This is a genomic window from Nocardioides zhouii (assembly GCF_004137345.1).
In the GTDB taxonomy this organism is placed as follows: Bacteria; Actinomycetota; Actinomycetes; order Propionibacteriales; family Nocardioidaceae; genus Nocardioides; species Nocardioides zhouii.
Map to the genome: position 1 here is coordinate 129,184 of NZ_SDWV01000010.1, position 19,868 is coordinate 149,051.

Sequence of the window (19,868 nt, forward strand, 5' to 3'; positions counted from 1 at the left end):
GTCACGCCGCCACGCGCTCCGCGCCGAGACCGCCGCGGACCAGGTCGGCGTACCTGCCACCGAGGAGCAGCAGCTCCTCGTGGGTGCCGAGCTCGACGACACGACCGCGGTGGAGCACCGCGATCTGGTCGGCGTTGCGGACCGTCGAGAGCCGGTGCGCGATGGTGATCGTCGTACGGGTGCGCGCCATCGCGTCGAAGGTGGCGAGGACGGCTCGCTCGGTCTCGTTGTCCAGTGCGCTCGTCGCCTCGTCGAGCACCAGCACCGCGGGGTCGCGCAGCAGCGTGCGAGCGATCGCGAGCCGCTGCTGCTCGCCACCGGAGAACCGGTGGCCGCGGGAGCCGACGACAGTGTCGTAGCCGTCGGGCAGGGTGCTGATGAGGTCGTGGATGCGGGCCTCGCGGCAGGCCTGCTCGATCTCGGCGTCGGTGGCGTCGGGACGGGCGTGGCGCAGGTTGTCGCGCACGCTCGCGTGCATCAGGTAGGTCTCCTGGGTGACGACGCCGACGAGGTCGGCGAGGTCGGTGAGCGCGAGGTCGCGTACGTCCACGCCGTCGATGCTGACCCTCCCGCTCGACACGTCGTTGAGCCGCGGCAGGAGCGAGGCGAGCGTGGACTTGCCGCTGCCGGTCTCGCCGACCAGTGCGAGCGTGCCGCCGGCCGGGACGTGGAGGTCGATGTCGGTGAGGACCGGGCGGTCCGGGTCGTACGCGAAGCCGACGCGGTCGAGGCGGACCTCGCCGCGGACGGTGGCGCGGTCGAGCCGGGTCGGCTCGACGGGGTCATCGATCTCGACGGGGAGGTCGGCGTAGTCGAAGATGCGGCTGAACAGGGCCAGCGACGCGGTGAGGTCGACGCCGACGTTGAGCAGCCCCATGAGCGGTCGGAACAGGTTGCCCTGCAGGGCGATGAACGCGACAAGGGTGCCGATCGTCATCCCGCCCGACGTGGCCGGGAAGCCCGCGGTGAGGTAGATGGTGGCGGGGACGGCCGCGAAGACGATGTTCATGGTGGCCATCCGCCAGCGCCCGGCGAGCCGGGAGCGGATCTCCAGCCCGACGAGGTCGGCGGAGGTGTCCTCGAACCTGGCGGTGAGGCGCGGGGAAGCGCCGAGGGTCTTGGTGAGCATCACGCCGCTCACCGAGAGGCCCTCCTCGATCTGCACGTGCAGGTCGGCGAGGCGCTGCTGGCGTTCGGCGGTGACGCGGTGCCGCATCCGGGCGACCTGTCGGGTGAGGAGGACGGCCGGTGGCAGCACGACGAGGGACAGCAGCGCGAGGCGCCAGCTGAGGGCGACCATGGCCACGGCGGTGCCGACGACGACGGTGACGTTGGCGGCGATCGAGGTCGCGGTCTGGGTCACGACGCCCTGCATGCTGCCGATGTCGTTGACGAGCCGGGACTGCACCTCGCCACCGCGCGTTCGGGTGAAGAAGCCGAGTGACTGGCGCTGCAGGTGCGCGAAGAGGTCGCTGCGCAGCCGGTGCATCACCTTCTGGCCGACGGCGGTCGACAGCCAAGTCTGCACCACGCCGATCACGGCGGTGGCGACGGCGACGCCGAGCATCGCGGCGACCAGCAGCAGGAGGAGGCGTGCGTCCTGGCGCGGGAGCGCCTCGTCGATGACGTGGCGCACGAGGAACGGCTGGGCCAGGCCGACAGCCGAGCTCAGCACGATGAGCGCGACGACGACGGTCAGGGGCGCGCGGTGGGGCGCGAAGAGGCGAGCGATGCGGCGTAGGGACACGGGGGAGTCCGACAGCTGGCGCACGTCGGCCGGGTCGGGTCGGGTGCCGCGCGAGCCGCGGCGGCCGGGGGAGTCGAGGGTTGATCCGGAGTGGTCAGCCATGCGACCAGCTCCTCTCTGTGGTGGGACGTCAGTAGGTGAGGTAACCTCACTATGAGGTAACAACCGGAGCAGGGACGGAGATATTCCCGTGGACCCACACACCACTGGCGACCTGGTCATGGCCCTGGCTCGCCGGATCCGGCGCGCGCACGTCGAGGCGCTGTCCGCGTGGCACGTGACGCCCTCGCAGTCGCGAGCGCTCCGGGTGATCTCCCTCGACGAGGACGGGGTGCGCCCCTCCGTGCTCGCCGAGCAGCTGCGGATTGCTCCACGCTCGGCGACCGACGTGGTCGACACGCTCGAGGAGCGCGGCTGGGTGCGCCGTGCGCCCGACCCGACGGACCGGCGGGCCACCACCCTGTCCCTGACCGACTCCGGTCGTGAGCTGGTCGCGGCGATCGACGACGTACGCCGCCGCGCCTCCGAGGAGGTGCTGGACGTGCTGTCGGACGCCCAGAGTCGTACGCTCCACGAGATCCTGAGCGTCGTCGTGGGGGAGGACCAGTGACCGTGCGTGTGGGCCTGACCGGCGGTGTCGCCTCCGGCAAGAGCACCGTCTCGACGATCCTCGCCGAGCTGGGTGCCGTCGTCATCGACGCCGACCTCATCGCGCGCGAGGTGGTCGCGCGCGGCACGCCCGGGCTCGACGCGGTCGTCGCGGAGTTCGGGCCCGAGCTGCTGACGCCCGACGGGGACCTCGACCGCCCTGCGATGGGTGCCCTGGTCTTCGGTGATCCCGACGCGCGCAAGCGGCTCGAGGCGATCATCCACCCGCTCGTCCACCGCCGCAGCGCCGAGCTCGAGGAGCAGGCCGGCGACAGCGCGGTCGTGGTGCACGACATCCCGCTGCTCGCCGAGGTCGGCCGGGCCGGGTCGTTCGACGCGGTCATCGTGGTGGACGCCCCGCCCGAGCTGCAGGTCAGCCGCATGGTCGAGGACCGCGGGTGGACGCGCGAGGACGCGGAGTCGCGGATCGCCGCGCAGGCGACGCGTGACGACCGGCTGGCGATCGCGACGTACGTCGTCGACAACACCGGGACGCGCGACGAGCTGCGCGCGCAGGTCGAGGAGATCTACGCCGTGCTCGCCGCGCGGGCGTGACGTTTCCCGGTCCTCGTGGTCCGGCCGGTAGCCTCCCCGGCGTGTCCTCGCCCCGTTCCCGACTGACCCTGGTCGCGGCAGGCGTGCTGCTGGTCAGTGGCTGCGCGAGCCTCGGGGCCGACGGTGGCGACACAGCTCCTGCCACTTCGTCCGCCAGCCCCTCGGCGTCCGGATCGCCCTCACCGACGGCGAGCGCGAGTGCAGAACCCGAGGATCCCGACACCCCCACGTCGTGGGGTCCGACGGTCGGCGAGCTGGCCGAGGCGCGCGCCCTCGTCGCGACGTGGACGCCCGAGCAGCTGGCCGGCGGTGTGATCGTCGGACGCTTCCACGGCACCGACCCCGCCGAGCCCGCCGCCATGGTGCGCGACCTGCACCTCGCCGGCGTCTCGGTCACCATGGACAACATCGTGGACCGCGACCAGGTGGTCGCGATGACCTCGGCCCTCGCAGATGCCGCGGTCGACGACGGCCGCGACTTCCCGCCCGTGATCGGGGTCGACCAGGAGGGTGGCTACGTCTCCCACCTGCGCGGCGTCGCCACCGACTTCCCGCACTTCCAGTCCGCCGGGCTCGCGATCCAGGCAGACGCGCAAGCGGGCCGGCGCGTGACCCGCGAGGCCGCGCTGACCACCGGGCTCGAGCTCCGCGGCCTCGGGTTCACCTGGGTCTTCGCCCCCGTCGCCGACGTGACCATCGGCGCCGCAGACCCCACGATCGGCGCCCGCTCACCGTCGGAGGACCCTCTGGTGGCGGCGCAGGCGATCGGCGCTGCGATCAAGGGGTACGACGACGCCGGCATCGTCTCGACGGTGAAGCACTTCCCGGGGCACGGCACGGCCACCACCGACAGTCACGACACCCTTCCCGTCGTGGACTCGACGCTGGCCGAGATCGAGGCGCACGACCTGCCGCCCTTCGCGTCCGCCATCGCCCACCGGGCCCCCGCCGTGATGATGAGCCACCTCGACCTGACGTCCATCGCGCCGGACGTGCCGGCCAGCATGGCGCCCGAGGTCTACGACCTCCTCCGCGACGACCTCGGCTTCGAGGGCGTCACGATCACCGACTCGCTCGGCATGGGCGCCGTCGCCGGCCGACCCACGCCGGCGCTCCAGGCGCTGGAGGCCGGTGCCGACCTGCTGCTGATGCCCGTCGACACCGCCGTCACCCACCAGATCGTGGTGGACGCGATCGAGTCGGGTGCCGTCTCGCGCGAGCGCGTCGAGGAGGCGGCCTCCCGGGTGGTCGCCCTGCAGATGTGGCAGGCGCGCCTCGCAGCCCAACGGCCCGTCCCCGCCGACGTGGCCGTACGCGCCCAGGCCGCGAGCGCGGACCTGGAGTCCGCGGCGTACTGACCCTTCTCACGCACCGCTCCGGCGGCCGGACATGCCAAGACCGCCGGACACCAGTCCGGCGGTCTCGGGTGAAGCGTGGTGCGTGCGCTCAGGCAGCCAGGTCGGGGTCGCCGGCCCTGCGGAGCTTCTGGAGCGCCTCCCGCTCCAGCTGGCGTACGCGCTCGGCGGAGATGCCGTGCCGGGCGCCGATGTCGGCGAGCTTGTGCTGGCGGCCGTCGGCCAGGCCGTAGCGGGCCCGGACGATGTCCGCGGAGCGGTCGTCGAGGATGCCGACCAGGTCCTCGAGCCTCTGGCGCGCCTCGCCGTCGAGGAAGCTGAGATCCGGACCGGGCGCGGTCTCCTGGGCCATCAGGTCACCCAGCGAGGTGTCGCCGTCCTCGTCGACCGGGGTGTCCAGCGAGACGTGCTCGCGGCCCCAGCTCATCAGGTCGAGCACCCGGTCGATGTCCATCCCGAGCTCGGTGGCGATCTCGTGAGGCTCCGGGTCGCGGCCGAGCTGGCGCTCGAGCGTGCGCCGGGCGCTGCCGACCTGGTTGAGCTCCTCCACGACGTGGACCGGGAGGCGTACGACGCGGGCCTGCTGCGCGATGCCGCGGGTGATCGCCTGGCGCACCCACCACGTGGCGTACGTCGAGAACTTGTAGCCCTTGGTGTAGTCGAACTTCTCGACCGCGCGGATCAGGCCGGTGTTGCCCTCCTGGATCAGGTCGAGCATCGGCATCTGGGAACGGCCGTACTTGCGGGCGATGGAGACCACGAGCCGGAGGTTGGCCTCGATGAACCGGTCGACGGCGAGCCGACCCTGCTCAGCGAGCCACTCGAGCTCCTCCTCGTTGGCGGTCATCGGGGCGCCGCCCTTGCGGCGTCCGACCCGGCCGGTGTCGAGGAGGTGCTGGGCCAGGAGGCCGGCCTCGATGGCCTTGGACAGCTCTACCTCGGTCTCGGCGTCGAGGAGCGGGGTGCGGGCGATCTCGTCCAGGTAAAGACCGACGCTGTCGCGGCCTTCGATCTCACGGGTGGTGCTGGTGCGCTTGGCCTGTGCAGTGCTCATGTTCGTCCTCCTGCTTCTCGTGCGACCACCCCTGTGCCGCACATCTGGTCCAACACCCGTGTCCGTTGCGAGATTCCCTTGCGGATTTCGTCCTGGCGAACTTTCGGTGCCTTCACCTGCCTTGACGAGCCAGTCGCCTCCGGAGTTGCACGATCGGCCAACTCTCAGGGACTTCTCAGGGGGTTCCCCGCAGCGGTGAGAACATGCGGGCATGGCCGTGCCTGTGGTGGACCTCAATGCCGACCTAGGTGAGGAGATCACCGACGACGCCGGCCTCCTCGAGGTCGTGACCAGTGCCAACGTGGCGTGCGGCTTCCATGCCGGCTCCCGCGCGACGATGCAAGCCGTCTGCGCCGAAGCCGTACGCCGCGGGGTGGCGATCGGCGCGCAGGTGTCGTACGCCGATCGGGAGAACTTCGGCCGGGTGGCCCTCGACGTGCCGGCCGCCGTGCTCCGGGACCAGGTGGCGGAGCAGGTGGGGGTGCTGGCCGAGATCGCCGCGGCCGAGGGCGGCCGGGTGGTGTACCTCAAGCCGCACGGCGCGCTCTACCACCGCGTCGCCACCGACGAGGAACAGGCCGTAGCGGTGCTCGACGGCTCCGGCGACCTGCCGGTGCTCGGGATGCCGGGATCGCTGCTCCTCACCCTGGCGGGTGGGCGGGGCAGGGGAGTGCGCCTCGAGGGGTTCCCCGACCGCGGCTACACCGACGACGCCCGGTTGGTGTCGCGCGACCAGCCGGGCGCCCTGGTCACCGACCGCGCCCTCATCGCCGGGCGGGCGGTCGAGCTGGCCGACGGGGTCGACTCCGTCTGCGTGCACGGCGACTCACCGGGTGCCGTCGCGGCCGCGACGGCCGTATGTCGCGCCCTCGAGGCGGCCGGGTTCGACGTCAGGTCGTGCTGGTCCTGAGGGCGCATCCCGGTGCCCCGGACCGGTGGACAATCTGTGGATGGACGGCCCGATCCCTGTGGAGCACGGGACGACTTCTGTGGGGAACCCTGTGGGACCGGAAGTTTGTCGGCGAAACCCTTGCGGCGGTGTGCCCGGCCGACATAGAACTCTCCCTACCGGAAGCGCTTCGGCGGGACCGGGGATCGGATCAGAGGAACAGTTCCACCCGGCGAGCTTGCTCGCCGCGCAGGCCCGGTGACGGGGTCGGCGGGGACTGGGAGGCTGGTGCGGTGGCTCGGACGTCACCCAGCCGGGCAAACCGAGGGGCTCCTGATGCTCATACCATCTGGAGCCCCTCGACCCATTTGCTGCGCCACAAGGCTGCCCGTCGCCGCCTGCCCGACGCAACTCCGGCGCGGTGAACAATGGGCGCCATGAGAGTCGTCCCGGTCGGTGAGCGCGCGTGCCTCGTCGAGGTCCGGGACGCGGTCGCTGCCGCGTCCCTCGCCGTGTGGGCGAGGTCGGCGGGCCTGGCGGCGGACGACATCGTGCCCGCGGCCGCCACGGTCCTGTTCGACGGCGTCGACCCGGCCGACGTGGCGGCCGCCCTGCCGGGCTGGACGGCTGGTTCCGCGGCACCGCCCGGCCCCGTGGTCCGGGTCCCGGTCACCTATGACGGCCCGGACCTCGAGCGGGTTGCCGAGCACTGGCGCTGTCAGGTCGGCGACGTCGTCGACCTGCACACCTCGACCGAGTTCACCGCGCTGTTCTGCGGCTTCGCGCCGGGCTTCTCCTACCTCGCCGGGCTGCCGGCCGACCGTACGGTCCCGCGCCTGGCCACGCCCCGGAGCCGAGTCGCCCCCGGTTCGGTGGCACTCGCCGACGGCTGGTGCGGGATCTACCCGACGGCCTCGCCCGGTGGCTGGCTGGTGATCGGCACGACCGACGCGCCTCTGTGGGACGCCGACCGCGAGACCCCCGCCCTCCTCCCGCCCGGCACGCGCGTGCGCTTCGAGGCCTGCTGATGTCCGTCGAGGTGCTCGACCCCGGCCCGCTGTCCACGCTGCAGGACCTCGGCCGGCCCGGCTGGGCGCACCTGGGGGTCGCGCGCGCGGGTGCTCTGGACCGAGGTGCCGCAGCGCTCGCCCGGCGTCTCGTCGGCGGCGCGGTGGACGACGCGGTCGTCGAGACGACGCTCGGTGGCATCGTCCTCCGTACGGGCCGGGCGGCCACCCTTGCCGTGACAGGTGCGGCGTGCGAGGTGCGGGTCGATGGTCACGCGGTGGGGCACGGCACGCCCGTCACGGTGCCCGCGGGGGCCGTGGTCATCATCGGTCCGGCCCGGACCGGCGTGCGGTCGTACGTCGCATTCGCCGGCGGCATCGCCGCCGAGCCGGTGCTCGGCTCGCGTGCGACCGACACCCTCGCCTGGGTGGGGCCACCCCGGCTCGCCGCCGGTCAGGTGCTGGCCCTCGGAAGGCCAGGCCAGTGGCCTGAGCCGCCCGCAGCGGTCGTCGTACGCCCCCGGGAGCCGGTGATGCGACTCCGACCGGGCCCGCGCGCCGACTGGCTCGCCGAGGGAGCGTGGGCGGCGCTCGACGGGACGAGGTACGCGGTCGCGCCGGACAGCGACCGCATCGGGCTGCGGCTCGACGGACCCCGCGTGGAGCGCCGGGCGGGGGAGCTGCCGAGCGAGGGGATGGTGATCGGGGCGGTGCAGCTGCCGCCGTCGGGGCAGCCGGTGGTCTTCCTGGCCGACCACCCGCCGACGGGTGGCTATCCGGTGGTGGCGCTCGTGGCGGACGACGACCTCGACCTGTGCGCCCAGCTGCGGCCCGGTGACCGGGTGGTGCTGCGTACCGGGTGAGGCTCAGTCCTCGACCGGAGGCTCCCACCGGTGCAGGGCCGGGTCGTCGACCCGGTAGCTCCGCACCGGACCGGGCGGCGTGTCGGCGGTCTCGAAGCGCACCGTCACCACTCCCGAGCCCGACCCCCACACCCAGCCGGCCCCCATCTCGTCGTGCACCACGTCGGCGCCCGGCGGCCAGCTGCGCCGCGGCGGCTCGGGGAGGGTGACCTCCATGTCGTCGTCCTCCTCGTCGCTCTCGCCGAAGAGGTCCTCCTGCACCCAGTCGGCCAGGCCGGACACGCCGACCCCGAGCAGCCGTACGCCACCCGTCGTGTCGAGGTCGCGCAGCAGCGCCCGGGCGACGCGGCCGATCGTGGACCCGTCGTCGGTGGGGCTGGACAGCGTGCTCGAGCGGTTGAGGGTGGTGAAGTCGTGGAGCCGCACCTTGATGGTGACCGTGCGACCGGACGAGCCGTTCTTGCGCATCCGGGTGCCGACCTCCTTGGCCTGCCGGGTCAGCAGTCCCTCCATCAGCTTCCGGTCGTTGATGTCGGTGTCGTACGTGCCCTCGACGCTGATCGACTTCGCCTCGCGCTCTGCGTTGACGGGGCGCGAGTCCTGCGCGCGGGCCAGCTGCCACAGGCCGTGGCCCTGCGCCTGGCCTAGCAGCCGGACGAGCTCGTCCTCGCTGACCAGCTCGAGCTCGGCGACGGTGTGGATGCCGGCCCGTCGCAGCCGCTCGGTCGTGGCCGGACCGACGCCGGGGATGACGGTGACCCGCATCGGGCGCAGCAGGTCGAGCTCGGTGCCGGGCGGCACGACCGTCATGCCGTCGGGCTTGTCGATCTCGCTCGCGACCTTGGCGAGGAACTTGGACGACGCGATGCCGACGGTCGCCGTCAGCCCGCCGGTGACCTCGTGCACCCGGCTGCGGAGCTGCTCGCCGACCTCGGTCACCGTCGCGACGTCGAGGTCCGGGAGCCCGGCGGCGGCGAGGTCGACGAAGGCCTCGTCCAGCGACAGCGGCTCGACCAGCGGGGAGAGCTCGCGCAGCACCTGCATCACCTGCTTGCTCGTGTCGCGGTAGGCGTGGAACCGCCCGCTGAGGAACGCGGCGTGCGGACAGCGGGCACGGGCCTCGCGTCCCGACATCGCCGAGCCCACGCCGTAGCGACGGGCCTCGTACGACGCGGTCGACACGACGCCCCGTCCTCCGGTGCCGCCGACGATAACGGGCTTGCCACGCAGCGACGGTTTGTCGCGCTGCTCGACCGCGGCGAAGAAGGCGTCCAGGTCGAGGTGGAGGATCGACGCGGTCTGACGCACGTCGCCATCCTCGCAGCCCACCTGTCGTCCACAGGTGCCACCCACGCGGGGTTGTCCACAGGGTTCGACGATGGCAGGCGTACGACGTCGGTGGCCGCGGGAAGCGTCCTCGGCATGGACCCCACAGAACGCACTTCCGGCCCCCCGACCAGCTCACCGACCCGGATGAGGGCGCGCACCCCCGACGACATCGCCGCCTTCGTGCCGCTCTCCCTCGGCTTCGTGCCGCAACGGTCGGTGGTGATGCTCGGCGTCGGCTCGGGCGGCATGAGTGCCCGCGTCGACCTGCCCCACGACCCCGACGACGTCGACGACGTGGTCGAGGCGCTGCTCCGCCCCGCCCTCCGCAACGGCGTACGCGAGGTGGTGGTGGTCGTCTACGACGACGACACGACCGTCGCCGACGAGGCCGCGTGGAGCGTCCACGAGGAGTTTACCGCCGCGGGGATCCACGTCCACGAGGTGCTGCGCGTGCACGACGAGCACTGGTTCGCCGTGCTCCCGGGAGCGCCGCTCGCGGCTTACCAAGGGGTTCCCTTCACCCTGGCCGAGCACCCGTTCACCGCCCAGGGCGTCTTCGACGGGCGGGTGACCCACGCCAGCCGGGAGGCCCTGCGGGACACCCTCGCACCCGACGTCGACGCGGCTCGCGCGGTCGAGCCGCACCTCGCCGCGGCCACGGTCCTTCCTGCCGGAGCCCTCGCCGACCTGCTCCGTCGCCACCGCGAGCCCGGCACGACCTTCTCGCGTGCCGATCTCGCCGCCGCCGCGGTCACCGTCACCTCGGGCGCACGTCGCGACGAGGCCTGGGTGACGCTGACGCGCGGCGAGGCACGCCGCGCCGTCGACCTCTGGTCCGACGCCGTACGCCGGCTGCCACCGAGCCACGTCGCCGGGGCGGCCGCCGTGCTCGCGTTCGCCGCGTGGCTCGTGGGGGACGGTGCCCTGTCGTGGTGTGCCGTCGACCGCTGCCGCGACGTGGAGCCGACCCACTCGCTGGCCTCGCTCGTCGCCCAGCTCCTCGACTCGGCGACGTCGCCCGACCTGTGGGAGGAGCTGCGTCCCCGGCTCGGCAGCACGGCCGACCCCGCCGCGTGAGATCCCCCCTCGGGACGGTTCCCGGCACCGTGGCGCGTGACTAGGGTTCGGGCATGGGAGAAGAGGTCGACCAACAGGAGTTCAGCCGCGCGGACCGGACGCGGCACCGGGAGAAGGTGCGCCGCAACCTCGACGTGTTCGCCCGCATGCTCCGCGAGGCGCGCTTCGACACCGACGACCCGATGACGGGGCTCGAGATGGAGCTCAACCTCATCGACGAGGCGGGTGACCCGGCCCTGAAGAACGCCGAGGTGCTCGAGGCCATCGCCGACCCCGACTTCCAGACCGAGCTCGGCCAGTTCAACATCGAGATCAACCTCGCGCCCGCCAAGCTCCGCGAGGGCGGCCTGACGACCTTCGAGGACAGCCTGCGGCGCTCGCTCAACGACGCGGAGGAGAAGGCCGCCAAGGTCGGGGCGCACCAGGTGATGATCGGCATCCTGCCGACCCTCGCCGAGGGCCACATGACCCTCGACTCGCTGAGCGCCAACCCGCGCTACAAGCTGCTCTCCGAGCAGATCCTCAACGCGCGGGGCGAGGACATCACGATCAGCATCTCCGGACGGGAGCGGCTCGCCACCACGGCCGACTCGATCGTGCCGGAGGCGGCCTGCACCAGCACGCAGTTCCACGTGCAGACGTCGCCCGACCAGTTCGCGGCCTACTGGAACGCCGCGCAGTGCATCGCCGGCGTGCAGCTCGCGGTGTCGGCCAACTCGCCGTTCCTGCTCGGCCGCGAGCTGTGGCGCGAGACCCGCATCCCGCTCTTCGAGCAGGCCACCGACACCCGCAGCGAGGAGCTCAAGGCTCAGGGCGTACGCCCGCGCGTCTGGTTCGGCGAGCGCTGGATCACCTCCGTCTTCGACCTGTTCGAGGAGAACGTGCGCTACTTCCCGGCCCTCCTGCCCGTCACCGACGAGGAGGACCCGCTCGAGGTGCTGGAGTCCGGCGGCACCCCGCTGCTCCCGGAGCTCCGATTGCACAACGGCACGATCTACCGCTGGAACCGGCCCGTGTACGACGTCGCCGACGGTGTGCCCCACCTACGCGTCGAGAACCGGCTGCTCGCGGCCGGCCCGACCGTCGCCGACACCATCGCCAACGCGGCGCTGTGGTTCGGCCTGGTCCGCTACCTGGCCGAGAGCGAGCGCCCGCTGTGGTCGCAGATGTCGTTCTCCGCCGCCGAGGAGAACTTCCACGTCGCGGCCCAGCTGGGCTCCGACGCGCAGGTCTACTGGCCCGGCCTGGGCCAGGTGCGGGCCACCGAGCTCGTGCTGCGCCGGCTCCTGCCGATGGCTCGCGCCGGGCTCGACGCCTGGGGCGTGCCGGGGGAGGAGAGCGACCGCTACCTCGGGATCATCGAGCAGCGCTGCCTCACCGAGAGCAGCGGTGCCGCCTGGTTCGTCGAGCGGGTGCGCGAGCGTGGGGGAGAGGACCGCTACGACGCGCTCCGCGCCACCCTGCTCGACTACACCGAGCGCATGCACACCAACGAGCCGGTCCACACCTGGGACTGACCCAGCTCGTCGACGGCCTCATCGAGGACGCCGCCGGAGCCGGCGCCACTCCCGGCGTACGTCGCTCACCGGGTCGAACCACCCGCGCCGGGTCACCACGACGAGCCCGACCGGCATGGCGAGGCTGCCGCTCGCCCAGGCGACCGGACCGATCCACCGCAGGTCGTCGTCGTGCGGGCTCAGCTCGCCGGGACGGGTCAGCCACAGGGCAGGGCGCGTCGAGCACACCCGCGCGGCGCGTAGGAGCGCCAGGGCGACGTCGGCGCGGAGACCCGCGTCGGCCAGTGGCGGGTCCTCGACGTGACGCACGCTGCGGCCAGGCGCACCGGCGTGCATCACCGTGGGGAAGTGGCGTTGCGCCTCGTTCTCGACCAGCTCGAGCACCGCTGCGCGCAGCACCTGATGGGTGTGCCGGTCGATCGGGGACCGGAGGGCGAGGTGCGGAGCCGCACCGGGCGAAGGGTGGCGAGCCACGTCGTGGGCCATGGCCTCACCCTGCCGGAGGTACGCCCCCCGCGCGTGGCTCTCCACAGGCTGCCCAACCCCGTCCGTTTCCGTTACGGTGCCCACAGGCCGGCCGCGACGCGCGGACGGCGCCGAGAGGAGACACCATGGGCACCGTTGTCGTCGGGTACGTCCCCAAGCCGGAGGGCGAAGCCGCCCTCGCAGCCGGTATCAACGAGGCGAAGCTGCGTGGCAGCAAGCTCGTCGTGGTGAACTCCCACCGCGGCGGCCAGGAGTTCGACGGGCCCAAGGCCCGGGCCGCCGAGGACGACATGTCCGGCATCAAGAGCCGGCTCGAGGAGGCGGGGATCGAGCACGACATCCGGCAGCTCGTACGCGGGTTCGAGCCCGCTGAGGACCTGATCAGCATCGCCGAGGCCAACAACGCCGAGCTCCTCGTCATCGGACTGCGCCGCCGCTCGCCGGTCGGCAAGCTCATCCTCGGCAGCAACGCCCAGCGCGTCCTCCTCGACGCCCCCTGCCCGGTCCTGGCGGTCAAGGCCCAGTAGCTCGGGCCGCCGTGCGCGATGATGGGCGCATGGGCTTCCAGATCACCGGCGATCCTGCCGCCGACAAGGTTCTCGACGACTCCGCGTTCGCACTGCTGGCCGGGATGATGCTCGATCAGCAGTACCCCATGGAGCACGCCTTCCGTGGGCCGGCGAAGGTGCTCGACCGGCTCGGGACCTTCGCGCCCGACGCGATCGCCTCGGCCGATCCCGGGGAGTTCGCGGCGATGGCGTCGACGCCGCCGGCGATTCACCGCTTCCCGGGCTCGATGGCCGCGCGCCTGCAGGAGCTGGCCCGCATCGTCGAGGAGACGTACGGCGGTGACGCGTCCCGCCTGTGGACCGATGCCGCCGATGGCAAGGACCTGCTCAAGCGGGTGATGGCGCTGCCGGGGTTCGGCAAGCAGAAGGCGCAGATCTTCGTGGCGCTGCTGGCCAAGCAGCTCGGCGTACGCCCCGAGGGCTGGGAGGCGGCCGTGGGCGACTATGCGCTGGAGGGGCACCGCTCGGTCGCCGACGTGGTCGACGCGGAGTCACTGCAGAAGGTCCGCGACTTCAAGAAGGCGAAGAAGGCTGCGGCGCGCTCGTCCGACTGACATCCGACGGGCACCGCCGTTCGGTCCCTCAGGTCGGCCGTGGCAGAATGACGATGCGGCTCTTGACGTCACCGGGTCTCGCCGCGCCCCGAAGTCGTTTCACGAGAGGTGTTCGTGTCCCAACACGCACGCAAGCTGCTTCCCGCAGAGGTGCTCGCGCACCCGTCCATCGCGACCCTGGTCGCCGCCGGAACCCCGAGCGGCACGGTGTCTCCCGAGGCAGTCCGACGGGCCAGTGACGAGGCCGGCGTCGCGCCCCGGCACCTGAAGGCGCTCCTGGTGCACCTCGGCGCGCTCGGCATCTCGGTGCAGGTCGACGCGACGGGCATGCGTGCCGTCGCTGCGACGGGCACAGGCAAGCGGGCTGCGACCTCCGCCACCGCGAAGAAGGCGCCTGCCAAGAAGGCGGCGACCGCCACGGCCGAGGCTCCCGCCAAGAAGGCAGCGGCGAAGAAGGCCGCGCCCGCCGAGGCACCCGCCAAGAAGGCTGCGGCGAAGAAGACCACCGCCAAGAAGGCCGCCTCCTCCGACGAGGTCGTCGACCTCGGCGCCGTCGCGGCACCCGCCGTCGGAGCCGACGGCAAGAAGCTGCTCCCGGACATCCCGGACGAGGTCTTCGAGAAGGACGTCGCCAAGGACCCGACGATCAAGGAGGACGAGAAGCAGGCCTTCACCGTCTCCGCGGCCGACGAGACCGATGAGCCCGAGCAGCAGGTCATGGTGGCCGGCGCCACCGCCGACCCGGTCAAGGACTACCTCAAGCAGATCGGCAAGGTGCCCCTCCTCAACGCCGAGATGGAGGTCGAGCTCGCCAAGCGGATCGAGGCCGGCCTCTTCTCCGAGGAGAAGCTCGCCAAGGGCGGCCGGATCAGCCCGAAGATGCTCGAGGAGTACGAGTGGATCTCGGAGGACGGCCGTCGCGCCAAGAACCACCTCCTCGAGGCCAACCTGCGACTCGTCGTCTCCCTGGCCAAGCGCTACACCGGTCGCGGGATGCTCTTCCTCGACCTCATCCAGGAGGGCAACCTCGGCCTGATCCGTGCGGTCGAGAAGTTCGACTACACCAAGGGCTACAAGTTCTCGACGTACGCCACGTGGTGGATCCGCCAGGCGATCACCCGGGCCATGGCCGACCAGGCGCGCACCATCCGCATCCCGGTCCACATGGTCGAGGTCATCAACAAGCTCGCGCGCGTCCAGCGCCAGATGCTCCAGGACCTGGGCCGCGAGCCCACGCCGGAGGAGCTGGCCAAGGAGCTCGACATGACCCCCGAGAAGGTCATCGAGGTCCAGAAGTACGGCCGCGAGCCCATCTCGCTCCACACCCCGCTCGGTGAGGACGGCGACTCCGAGTTCGGCGACCTGATCGAGGACTCCGAGGCGATCGTCCCGGCCGACGCGGTGTCGTTCACGCTCCTGCAGGAGCAACTGCACGCCGTGCTCGACACGCTGTCCGAGCGGGAGGCCGGCGTGGTCTCGATGCGCTTCGGTCTGACCGACGGCCAGCCGAAGACGCTCGACGAGATCGGCAAGGTCTACGGCGTGACCCGTGAGCGGATCCGCCAGATCGAGTCGAAGACGATGTCGAAGCTGCGCCACCCGAGTCGCTCGCAGGTCCTGCGCGACTACCTGGACTGACCCAGCAACGACCGAGCAGCGCCGCCCTCCGGGGCGGCGCTGTTCGTCATTTCGCCGAATCAGCTGGTCCGGACCGTGGATAGGCTGGCTCGTGTGTCGGACAGCCCAGCGAACGCGAATCCCGCCCTGTGGGGCGCCGTTGCAGCCCTGTCGCTCCTGGCGGGGACCGCCCTCATCATGTGGGGTGAGCTGACGAGACCGAGCGGCGGTCTCACCGCGCCGGTCGGGGGCGCACTGGTCGCATTCGGCGTGTGGTCCGGCCTTCGCGCTCGGCTCTTCGCCCGGTCGGACAATGGCTCGCCTCCCGCCCCCTGAACACGACTGTCGTCGAAGCAGAACGGCTCGATCGAGCTGATGCTCCGGGCCTATCTCTCGGCCCGACTACGGTGACCGCATGGCCCGTCGACGCTGCCTCGCCCTCGCGTCGGCGGCACTCGTCCTGACGGCGTGCTCCACCGAGCCGGTCGACGGCCCGGCCTCCGGGTCACCGCAGCAGTCGGCCGAGCCCGAGCAGACGGCCTCGCCGTCGTCCGAGCCGACCGCCGAGCCGTCGACCCCGGCTGAGCCCGAGCCGGAGCCCGAGCCCGTCTCTTCCGACGACCTCGACACCGGGACGGCCGTCGCGGCGGTCCAGCACCTCGCGGGTCGGATCGGGCCGCGGGAGGCGACGAGCCGCGCGTTCCACCGCGCCGCGGACTGGGTGGCGGCCGGCTTCGAGCGCGCGGGCTACGACGTCGAGCGGCAGGGCGTACGGGCGCCAGCAGGCGTGTCGTGGGACGGCGTGCCCGTCCCCGCCGGTCGCTCCGAGAACGTCGTCGCGACACCGCCCGGATTCGACCCGACCGAGCCGCACCTCGTCGTCGGCGCGCACCTCGACACGGTGCCGCAGGCGCCCGGTGCGGAGGACAACGCGTCCGGGGTCGGGGTGATGCTCGCGGTGGCCGACGCCGCGGCGGGACGGCGTACGCGCCTGCCGGTCGTCTTCGTGGCATTCGGGGCGGAGGAGCCGCGTGGCGCACCGGAGGACCACCACTACGGCTCGCGCCGCTACGTGGAGCTGATGTCAGCTCGTGAGCGGTCCGCGGTCCGCGGCATGGTGTCGATGGACCGCGTCGGCGTCGGGGTGGCCGTGCCGATCGGCTCCGCCGGCGATGGCGACCCACTGCAACGGGCGCTGCTCGCGGCGGCCCGGCGCCTCGGCGTGCCGGCCGTGCCCGATCCCGGCCAGCGCAGCAGCGACCACTGGTCGTTCGTCCGCGCCGGCATGCCCGGGGCGCGGCTCGGATCGACGCCGTACGCGGCCTACCACGACGCGAGCGACGTGCCGGCGGTCGTGTCGCCTGCCCAGCTCCGGCGGGTGGGCCGAATCGTCCTGGCGTGGTTGGCGCCCGCGCCGCGCTAGCGAGGCTCAGTCGGTCAGTCCCGCGCAGGCGCGGAGCGACTCGCGGTCGGAGCGGAAGTCGGTGGCGTCCGCCGGGGTGGTCGTCGCCGGCAACCCGTCCGCGCCGATGCGCTCGGGCCCCCAGATGGCCCGGACGACGTACGGAGGACGCGGACCGTTCGCGCGCGGCCGGACGGTGAGGTGCAGCACGCCCGTACGCGACGTGGCGGCGTCGCCGGGGGAGTACCACGCGTAGTTGCCGAGCCCGTAGGCCACGTAGCCGTTGCCCAACCGGCCGTCGCCCTGCAGCTGGTGGGCGTGCGAGCCGGCCACGATGTCGGCCCCGGCGTCGACCAGGGCCGCGGCCAGCGAGCGCTGGTCGTCGCTCGGGCAGCGCTGGCCCTGGATGCCCCAGTGCAGGTAGACCACGACCACGTCGGCGGCCCGCCGGGTGCGGCGTACGGCCGCGAGGAGCCGGGCGGGGTCGAGCGCGTCCGCGATCCCGCCGCGCTCGTCGGTGGCCGCCCAGCGGCCCGTCGGGTCAGCCGTCGGGTCCTGGTCGGCGACCGACGCTGCGAGGGTCGCGACGAGGGTGCCGCGTACGTCGACGAAAGCGGGCGCGAACGCCTCCTCGGCGCTGCGGCCGAGGCCGATCACCGAAAGCGGCGGGTCGGCAGCCGCGGCCGCGTACACCGCCCGCAGCGTGCTGGGGAGGCGGGCCCGGCCGAAGTCCAGCGCGTGGTTGTTCGCCATCGTGGCGACGTCGACACCGGCCGCCGCCAGCGCCTCGAACGCCTCAGGTCCTGCTGAGAAGGTGAACCGCTTGCCGGGCTCGGGACGGCCGCCGGTGCCGACCGAGGTCTCCAGGTTGACGATCGTGATGTCGGCGGAGCCGAGGGCGGCGGACGCCGGTGTGAGAGCGGTGGCCGGGTCCCGGAGCCGGGAGGCCAGGACACCCTCGAAGTGCACGTCGCCGGCCAGCGCGATCCGGACCGGGCCGGGGTCGGGCGGCTCCGGGGCCGGCGAGGTGGCGGAGGTCGACGGTTCGCCCGACGGGGGCGTCGAGGGCGTCGGCGACGCTTCCGTCGGTGCCTGGGCCGGGGTCGTGCACGCCGTCAGTGCGAGGGCGAGGAGGGCCGCGGCCGCGCCGGTCCGGCCTACGCGCCCATCGCCCCCCGCAGCCATGTCGCCATCGTGCCACCGGGTGCCTGTCCACCCTCGGAAGTAGGTGGACGGAGAGGGGGTGGGTGGTGCCACACTCGGGACATGAGATCTCGGATCGCCCTGGCTGCCGGCTCCGCGTTCGTCCTGGCCGGCCTCACGGCTGGGCCTGCGCACGCGGAGTTCTGGAGCATCGACGACCCGGACGACGCGAGCGCCTCGCTCAGCGACGTCTACGGCGTCGAGGCCAACCACGGGTCCGACAACCTGCGGGTGAAGGTCTACTTCAACGAGCTGATGCGCTCGAGCGCGGCCGGCCTCTCGATCTTCATCGACACCGACCGCGAGCTGATGGGTCCCGAGTACGTCCTCAGCAGCGGGCTCGGCGACGGCACCGACTACGTGCTCACCGAGGCGGAGGCGTGGCGCGGCAGCGACAACCGGGTCACCTGCGACTACGCGGCGCGGCCGAGGTGGGGCAAGGACGTCTTCCGCGCCGTGATCAGTCGCGACTGCCTCGACGGGGCCTCGTCGGTGCGCGTCTCGGTGAAGATGGTCGACCAGGCGGACGGCTCGCACCCGGTCGTCGACTGGGTGCCGAAGCGGCACCGCTGGAGCCTGCCGATCGCCGCGGGCCTCGGCGCCTGATCTCAGGCTGCGGCGACGAGCCCGACGGCGAGCCCGCAGAGAAGCAGACCGACGCCCTGCGAGGCATGGATCCGCTCGCGCAGCACGAGCGCCGCGAGAGCGATCGTGACCGCGGGGTAGAGCGAGGTGACCACCGAGGCCACGGTGAGCAGCCCGGTCTGGGTGGCGAGCAGGAAGGCCACGACAGCGGTCGTGGCGAGCAGCCCGGCGACGATGCCCCACGCGTGCGAGCGGTGGTGCGGGATCCAGCGGCCACCCAGCGCGGCAGCGGTCAGGGCGACAGCGACCGTGCCGACGGCCTGGCCGACCGCGAGCGGCGCGAAGCCGGCCTCCTCCGGGATCTGGCCCGTCGCGGCGAACAGGAGCCCGAAACCGAGGCCGGCCAGCACGCCGTCGAGGATCCCCGCGGCGATGTCGCCCGACCCTCCGGGCTCGCGGCTCACCAGCCAGATCCCCGGCACCGCAGCGGCGATCCCGACCCAGATGAGCACCGCCGGGCGCTCGCCGGTCGCGACCCCGACGCACACCGGCACGAGGGCAGCGCCGACCGCAGAGATCGGCGCCACCACTCCCATCCGGCCGGCCGCCAGGCCGCGGTAGAGGAAGGCGCCGCCGACGCCCGAGCCGATCCCGGCCAGCGCGCCCCACGCGAGGTCGGTCCGGGTCGGTGACCCCTCGGTGAGCAACGTGAGCACGATCGCGCCGGCACATGCGGCGACCACGCCGGTGAACGCGACCGGCCAGGCCGACGTACGACGCGAGGCGAGGCCACCGACAAAGTCCGAGAGCCCGTAGGCCACCGCGGCCACGAGCGCGAGCAGGACAGCCATCAGGTGACGACCACGCCGATCACCCAGGTGGCGACGGCGAGGAAGGCCGCCACCAGCTCGATGAGGATCGACACACCGACCGCCCGGAGCGCGGCCTTGGTCGACGGCCACGCGCCGGCAGCGCCGACGCGGGCTCGCTCGGCGACGTACACGCCGAGCACGAAGCCGATGAACATGCCGACCACCGGCACGACGAAGAAGCCGACGAAGGCGAGGACGCCTCCCGCCACCAGCGTCCGCGTGGGCACCCCGGACGCCTTGAGCTGTCGGCCCGGCACGAGGTACTTCACGATGGTGCCGAGGACGAGGAAGGTCGTCGCGAACGCGAACACCAGCCAGGCGCTGGACGTCCCGACCTCGAGGGCCCAGACGAGGATCGCCCCCAGCACGAGCAGGGTGCCGGGCAGGACCGGGATGATGATGCCGGCGACGCCGACGGCGATCAGGACGGCGACGAGGATCTCGGTGGCGCTCACGGGTCAACCCTCCCAGATGTGCTGGGCGGCCCGGGTCCGGACGCACGAAGGCCCCGGAGAGCGTGTCCGGGGCCGTCGTGGAAG

The 19,868-nt window shown here is 72.7% G+C and carries 20 protein-coding genes; 13 read left to right on the forward strand and 7 right to left on the reverse strand.

What is annotated here, in order from left to right:
• Position 1: 1 nt before the first annotated feature.
• The gene (locus EUA94_RS11715) at positions 2-1,849 is read right to left on the reverse strand and encodes an ABC transporter ATP-binding protein (protein WP_129427059.1); all 1,848 of its coding nucleotides are present in this window, start codon (positions 1,847-1,849) and stop codon (positions 2-4) included.
• An 88-nt stretch (positions 1,850-1,937) separates the two neighbouring features.
• Here EUA94_RS11715 and EUA94_RS11720 point away from each other — a divergent pair, with 88 nt between their 5' ends.
• From EUA94_RS11720 to EUA94_RS11730, 3 genes are read left to right on the forward strand one after another with little or no spacing between them, the layout of a single operon-like run.
• A complete protein-coding gene (locus EUA94_RS11720) occupies positions 1,938-2,357 on the forward strand; it encodes a MarR family winged helix-turn-helix transcriptional regulator (RefSeq protein WP_207210511.1) in 420 nt (139 codons plus the stop codon).
• The gene (gene coaE, locus EUA94_RS11725) at positions 2,354-2,950 is read left to right on the forward strand and encodes a dephospho-CoA kinase (RefSeq protein ID WP_340640859.1); all 597 of its coding nucleotides are present in this window, start codon (positions 2,354-2,356) and stop codon (positions 2,948-2,950) included. The genes EUA94_RS11720 and coaE overlap by 4 nt, the downstream gene beginning before the upstream one ends.
• A gap of 41 nt (positions 2,951-2,991) precedes the next feature.
• Complete coding sequence (locus tag EUA94_RS11730; RefSeq protein ID WP_129427060.1) at positions 2,992-4,308, forward strand: glycoside hydrolase family 3 N-terminal domain-containing protein; 1,317 nt, start codon at positions 2,992-2,994, stop codon at positions 4,306-4,308.
• Between the two features lie 88 nt (positions 4,309-4,396).
• On the opposite strand, the gene EUA94_RS11735 is transcribed toward EUA94_RS11730, so the two are convergent.
• A complete protein-coding gene (locus EUA94_RS11735; RefSeq protein WP_129427061.1) occupies positions 4,397-5,359 on the reverse strand; it encodes a sigma-70 family RNA polymerase sigma factor in 963 nt (320 codons plus the stop codon).
• Positions 5,360-5,576: 217 nt separating this feature from the next.
• Here EUA94_RS11735 and EUA94_RS11740 point away from each other — a divergent pair, with 217 nt between their 5' ends.
• The 3 genes from EUA94_RS11740 (at position 5,577) to EUA94_RS11750 (ending at position 8,118) form a co-directional block, all read left to right on the forward strand.
• On the forward strand, positions 5,577-6,269 hold the full coding sequence (locus EUA94_RS11740; protein ID WP_129427117.1) for a 5-oxoprolinase subunit PxpA: 693 nt from the start codon (positions 5,577-5,579) through the stop codon (positions 6,267-6,269).
• Positions 6,270-6,685: 416 nt separating this feature from the next.
• Complete coding sequence (locus tag EUA94_RS11745) at positions 6,686-7,276, forward strand: 5-oxoprolinase subunit B family protein (protein ID WP_129427062.1); 591 nt, start codon at positions 6,686-6,688, stop codon at positions 7,274-7,276.
• Positions 7,276-8,118 carry a 5-oxoprolinase subunit C family protein gene (locus EUA94_RS11750; protein ID WP_129427063.1) on the forward strand — a complete coding sequence of 281 codons (843 nt, stop codon included), beginning with the start codon at positions 7,276-7,278 and terminating at the stop codon, positions 8,116-8,118. Before EUA94_RS11745 ends, EUA94_RS11750 begins: the two co-directional genes overlap by 1 nt.
• Before the next feature lie 3 nt (positions 8,119-8,121).
• Here EUA94_RS11750 and EUA94_RS11755 read toward each other — a convergent pair whose 3' ends face one another.
• Positions 8,122-9,426 (reverse strand): DNA polymerase IV, encoded by a 1,305-nt coding sequence (locus EUA94_RS11755; RefSeq protein WP_129427064.1) that lies wholly within the window; start codon positions 9,424-9,426, stop codon positions 8,122-8,124.
• 165 nt (positions 9,427-9,591) lie between these two features.
• On the opposite strand from EUA94_RS11755, the gene EUA94_RS11760 reads away from it, so the two are divergent.
• Positions 9,592-10,524 (forward strand): DUF4192 domain-containing protein, encoded by a 933-nt coding sequence (locus EUA94_RS11760; RefSeq protein ID WP_165356871.1) that lies wholly within the window; start codon positions 9,592-9,594, stop codon positions 10,522-10,524.
• Between the two features lie 53 nt (positions 10,525-10,577).
• Positions 10,578-12,041: a glutamate-cysteine ligase family protein gene (locus tag EUA94_RS11765; protein WP_129427066.1), complete on the forward strand. Its 1,464-nt coding sequence runs from the start codon at positions 10,578-10,580 to the stop codon at positions 12,039-12,041.
• 18 nt (positions 12,042-12,059) lie between these two features.
• On the opposite strand, the gene EUA94_RS11770 is transcribed toward EUA94_RS11765, so the two are convergent.
• Positions 12,060-12,527, reverse strand: coding sequence for a hypothetical protein (locus EUA94_RS11770; RefSeq protein WP_129427067.1), 468 nt, complete (start codon positions 12,525-12,527; stop codon positions 12,060-12,062).
• 125 nt (positions 12,528-12,652) lie between these two features.
• Between EUA94_RS11770 and EUA94_RS11775 the strand changes: the two genes are divergently transcribed.
• The 4 genes from EUA94_RS11775 to EUA94_RS11790 all read left to right on the forward strand — a co-directional run bounded on the left by EUA94_RS11775 (position 12,653) and on the right by EUA94_RS11790 (position 16,690).
• On the forward strand, positions 12,653-13,054 hold the full coding sequence (locus EUA94_RS11775; protein WP_129427068.1) for a universal stress protein: 402 nt from the start codon (positions 12,653-12,655) through the stop codon (positions 13,052-13,054).
• Positions 13,055-13,083: 29 nt separating this feature from the next.
• The gene (locus EUA94_RS11780; RefSeq protein ID WP_129427069.1) at positions 13,084-13,650 is read left to right on the forward strand and encodes an HhH-GPD-type base excision DNA repair protein; all 567 of its coding nucleotides are present in this window, start codon (positions 13,084-13,086) and stop codon (positions 13,648-13,650) included.
• A 114-nt stretch (positions 13,651-13,764) separates the two neighbouring features.
• The gene (locus tag EUA94_RS11785; protein WP_422879897.1) at positions 13,765-15,288 is read left to right on the forward strand and encodes an RNA polymerase sigma factor; all 1,524 of its coding nucleotides are present in this window, start codon (positions 13,765-13,767) and stop codon (positions 15,286-15,288) included.
• A gap of 394 nt (positions 15,289-15,682) precedes the next feature.
• Positions 15,683-16,690, forward strand: a complete 1,008-nt coding sequence (locus EUA94_RS11790; RefSeq protein ID WP_129427071.1) for a M28 family metallopeptidase — start codon at positions 15,683-15,685, stop codon at positions 16,688-16,690.
• Positions 16,691-16,696: 6 nt separating this feature from the next.
• On the opposite strand, the gene EUA94_RS11795 is transcribed toward EUA94_RS11790, so the two are convergent.
• The gene (locus EUA94_RS11795) at positions 16,697-17,854 is read right to left on the reverse strand and encodes a CapA family protein (RefSeq protein ID WP_129427072.1); all 1,158 of its coding nucleotides are present in this window, start codon (positions 17,852-17,854) and stop codon (positions 16,697-16,699) included.
• Between the two features lie 81 nt (positions 17,855-17,935).
• Here EUA94_RS11795 and EUA94_RS11800 point away from each other — a divergent pair, with 81 nt between their 5' ends.
• Complete coding sequence (locus EUA94_RS11800) at positions 17,936-18,478, forward strand: hypothetical protein (RefSeq protein WP_129427073.1); 543 nt, start codon at positions 17,936-17,938, stop codon at positions 18,476-18,478.
• A gap of 2 nt (positions 18,479-18,480) precedes the next feature.
• On the opposite strand, the gene EUA94_RS11805 is transcribed toward EUA94_RS11800, so the two are convergent.
• Together EUA94_RS11805 and EUA94_RS11810 are read right to left on the reverse strand one after the other, a co-directional pair.
• Entirely contained in the window at positions 18,481-19,308 is an 828-nt protein-coding gene (locus EUA94_RS11805; protein ID WP_129427074.1) for a DMT family transporter, read from the reverse strand.
• Positions 19,308-19,784 carry a DUF456 domain-containing protein gene (locus EUA94_RS11810; RefSeq protein ID WP_129427075.1) on the reverse strand — a complete coding sequence of 159 codons (477 nt, stop codon included), beginning with the start codon at positions 19,782-19,784 and terminating at the stop codon, positions 19,308-19,310. Before EUA94_RS11810 ends, EUA94_RS11805 begins: the two co-directional genes overlap by 1 nt.
• Between the last annotated feature and the right edge of the window lie 84 nt (positions 19,785-19,868).

What these genes read in the sequence shown, in the direction of transcription:
- EUA94_RS11715 (WP_129427059.1), bottom strand. Translation starts at nt 1,849, where the DNA reads ATGGCTGACCACTCCGGATCAACCCTCGACTCCCCCGGCCGCCGCGGC.
- EUA94_RS11735 (WP_129427061.1), bottom strand. Translation starts at nt 5,359, where the DNA reads ATGAGCACTGCACAGGCCAAGCGCACCAGCACCACCCGTGAGATCGAA.
- EUA94_RS11745 (WP_129427062.1), top strand. Translation starts at nt 6,686, where the DNA reads ATGAGAGTCGTCCCGGTCGGTGAGCGCGCGTGCCTCGTCGAGGTCCGG.
- EUA94_RS11750 (WP_129427063.1), top strand. Translation starts at nt 7,276, where the DNA reads ATGTCCGTCGAGGTGCTCGACCCCGGCCCGCTGTCCACGCTGCAGGAC.
- EUA94_RS11760 (WP_165356871.1), top strand. Translation starts at nt 9,592, where the DNA reads ATGAGGGCGCGCACCCCCGACGACATCGCCGCCTTCGTGCCGCTCTCC.
- EUA94_RS11765 (WP_129427066.1), top strand. Translation starts at nt 10,578, where the DNA reads ATGGGAGAAGAGGTCGACCAACAGGAGTTCAGCCGCGCGGACCGGACG.
- EUA94_RS11770 (WP_129427067.1), bottom strand. Translation starts at nt 12,527, where the DNA reads ATGGCCCACGACGTGGCTCGCCACCCTTCGCCCGGTGCGGCTCCGCAC.
- EUA94_RS11775 (WP_129427068.1), top strand. Translation starts at nt 12,653, where the DNA reads ATGGGCACCGTTGTCGTCGGGTACGTCCCCAAGCCGGAGGGCGAAGCC.
- EUA94_RS11780 (WP_129427069.1), top strand. Translation starts at nt 13,084, where the DNA reads ATGGGCTTCCAGATCACCGGCGATCCTGCCGCCGACAAGGTTCTCGAC.
- EUA94_RS11790 (WP_129427071.1), top strand. Translation starts at nt 15,683, where the DNA reads ATGGCCCGTCGACGCTGCCTCGCCCTCGCGTCGGCGGCACTCGTCCTG.
- EUA94_RS11795 (WP_129427072.1), bottom strand. Translation starts at nt 17,854, where the DNA reads ATGGCTGCGGGGGGCGATGGGCGCGTAGGCCGGACCGGCGCGGCCGCG.
- EUA94_RS11800 (WP_129427073.1), top strand. Translation starts at nt 17,936, where the DNA reads ATGAGATCTCGGATCGCCCTGGCTGCCGGCTCCGCGTTCGTCCTGGCC.
- EUA94_RS11805 (WP_129427074.1), bottom strand. Translation starts at nt 19,308, where the DNA reads ATGGCTGTCCTGCTCGCGCTCGTGGCCGCGGTGGCCTACGGGCTCTCG.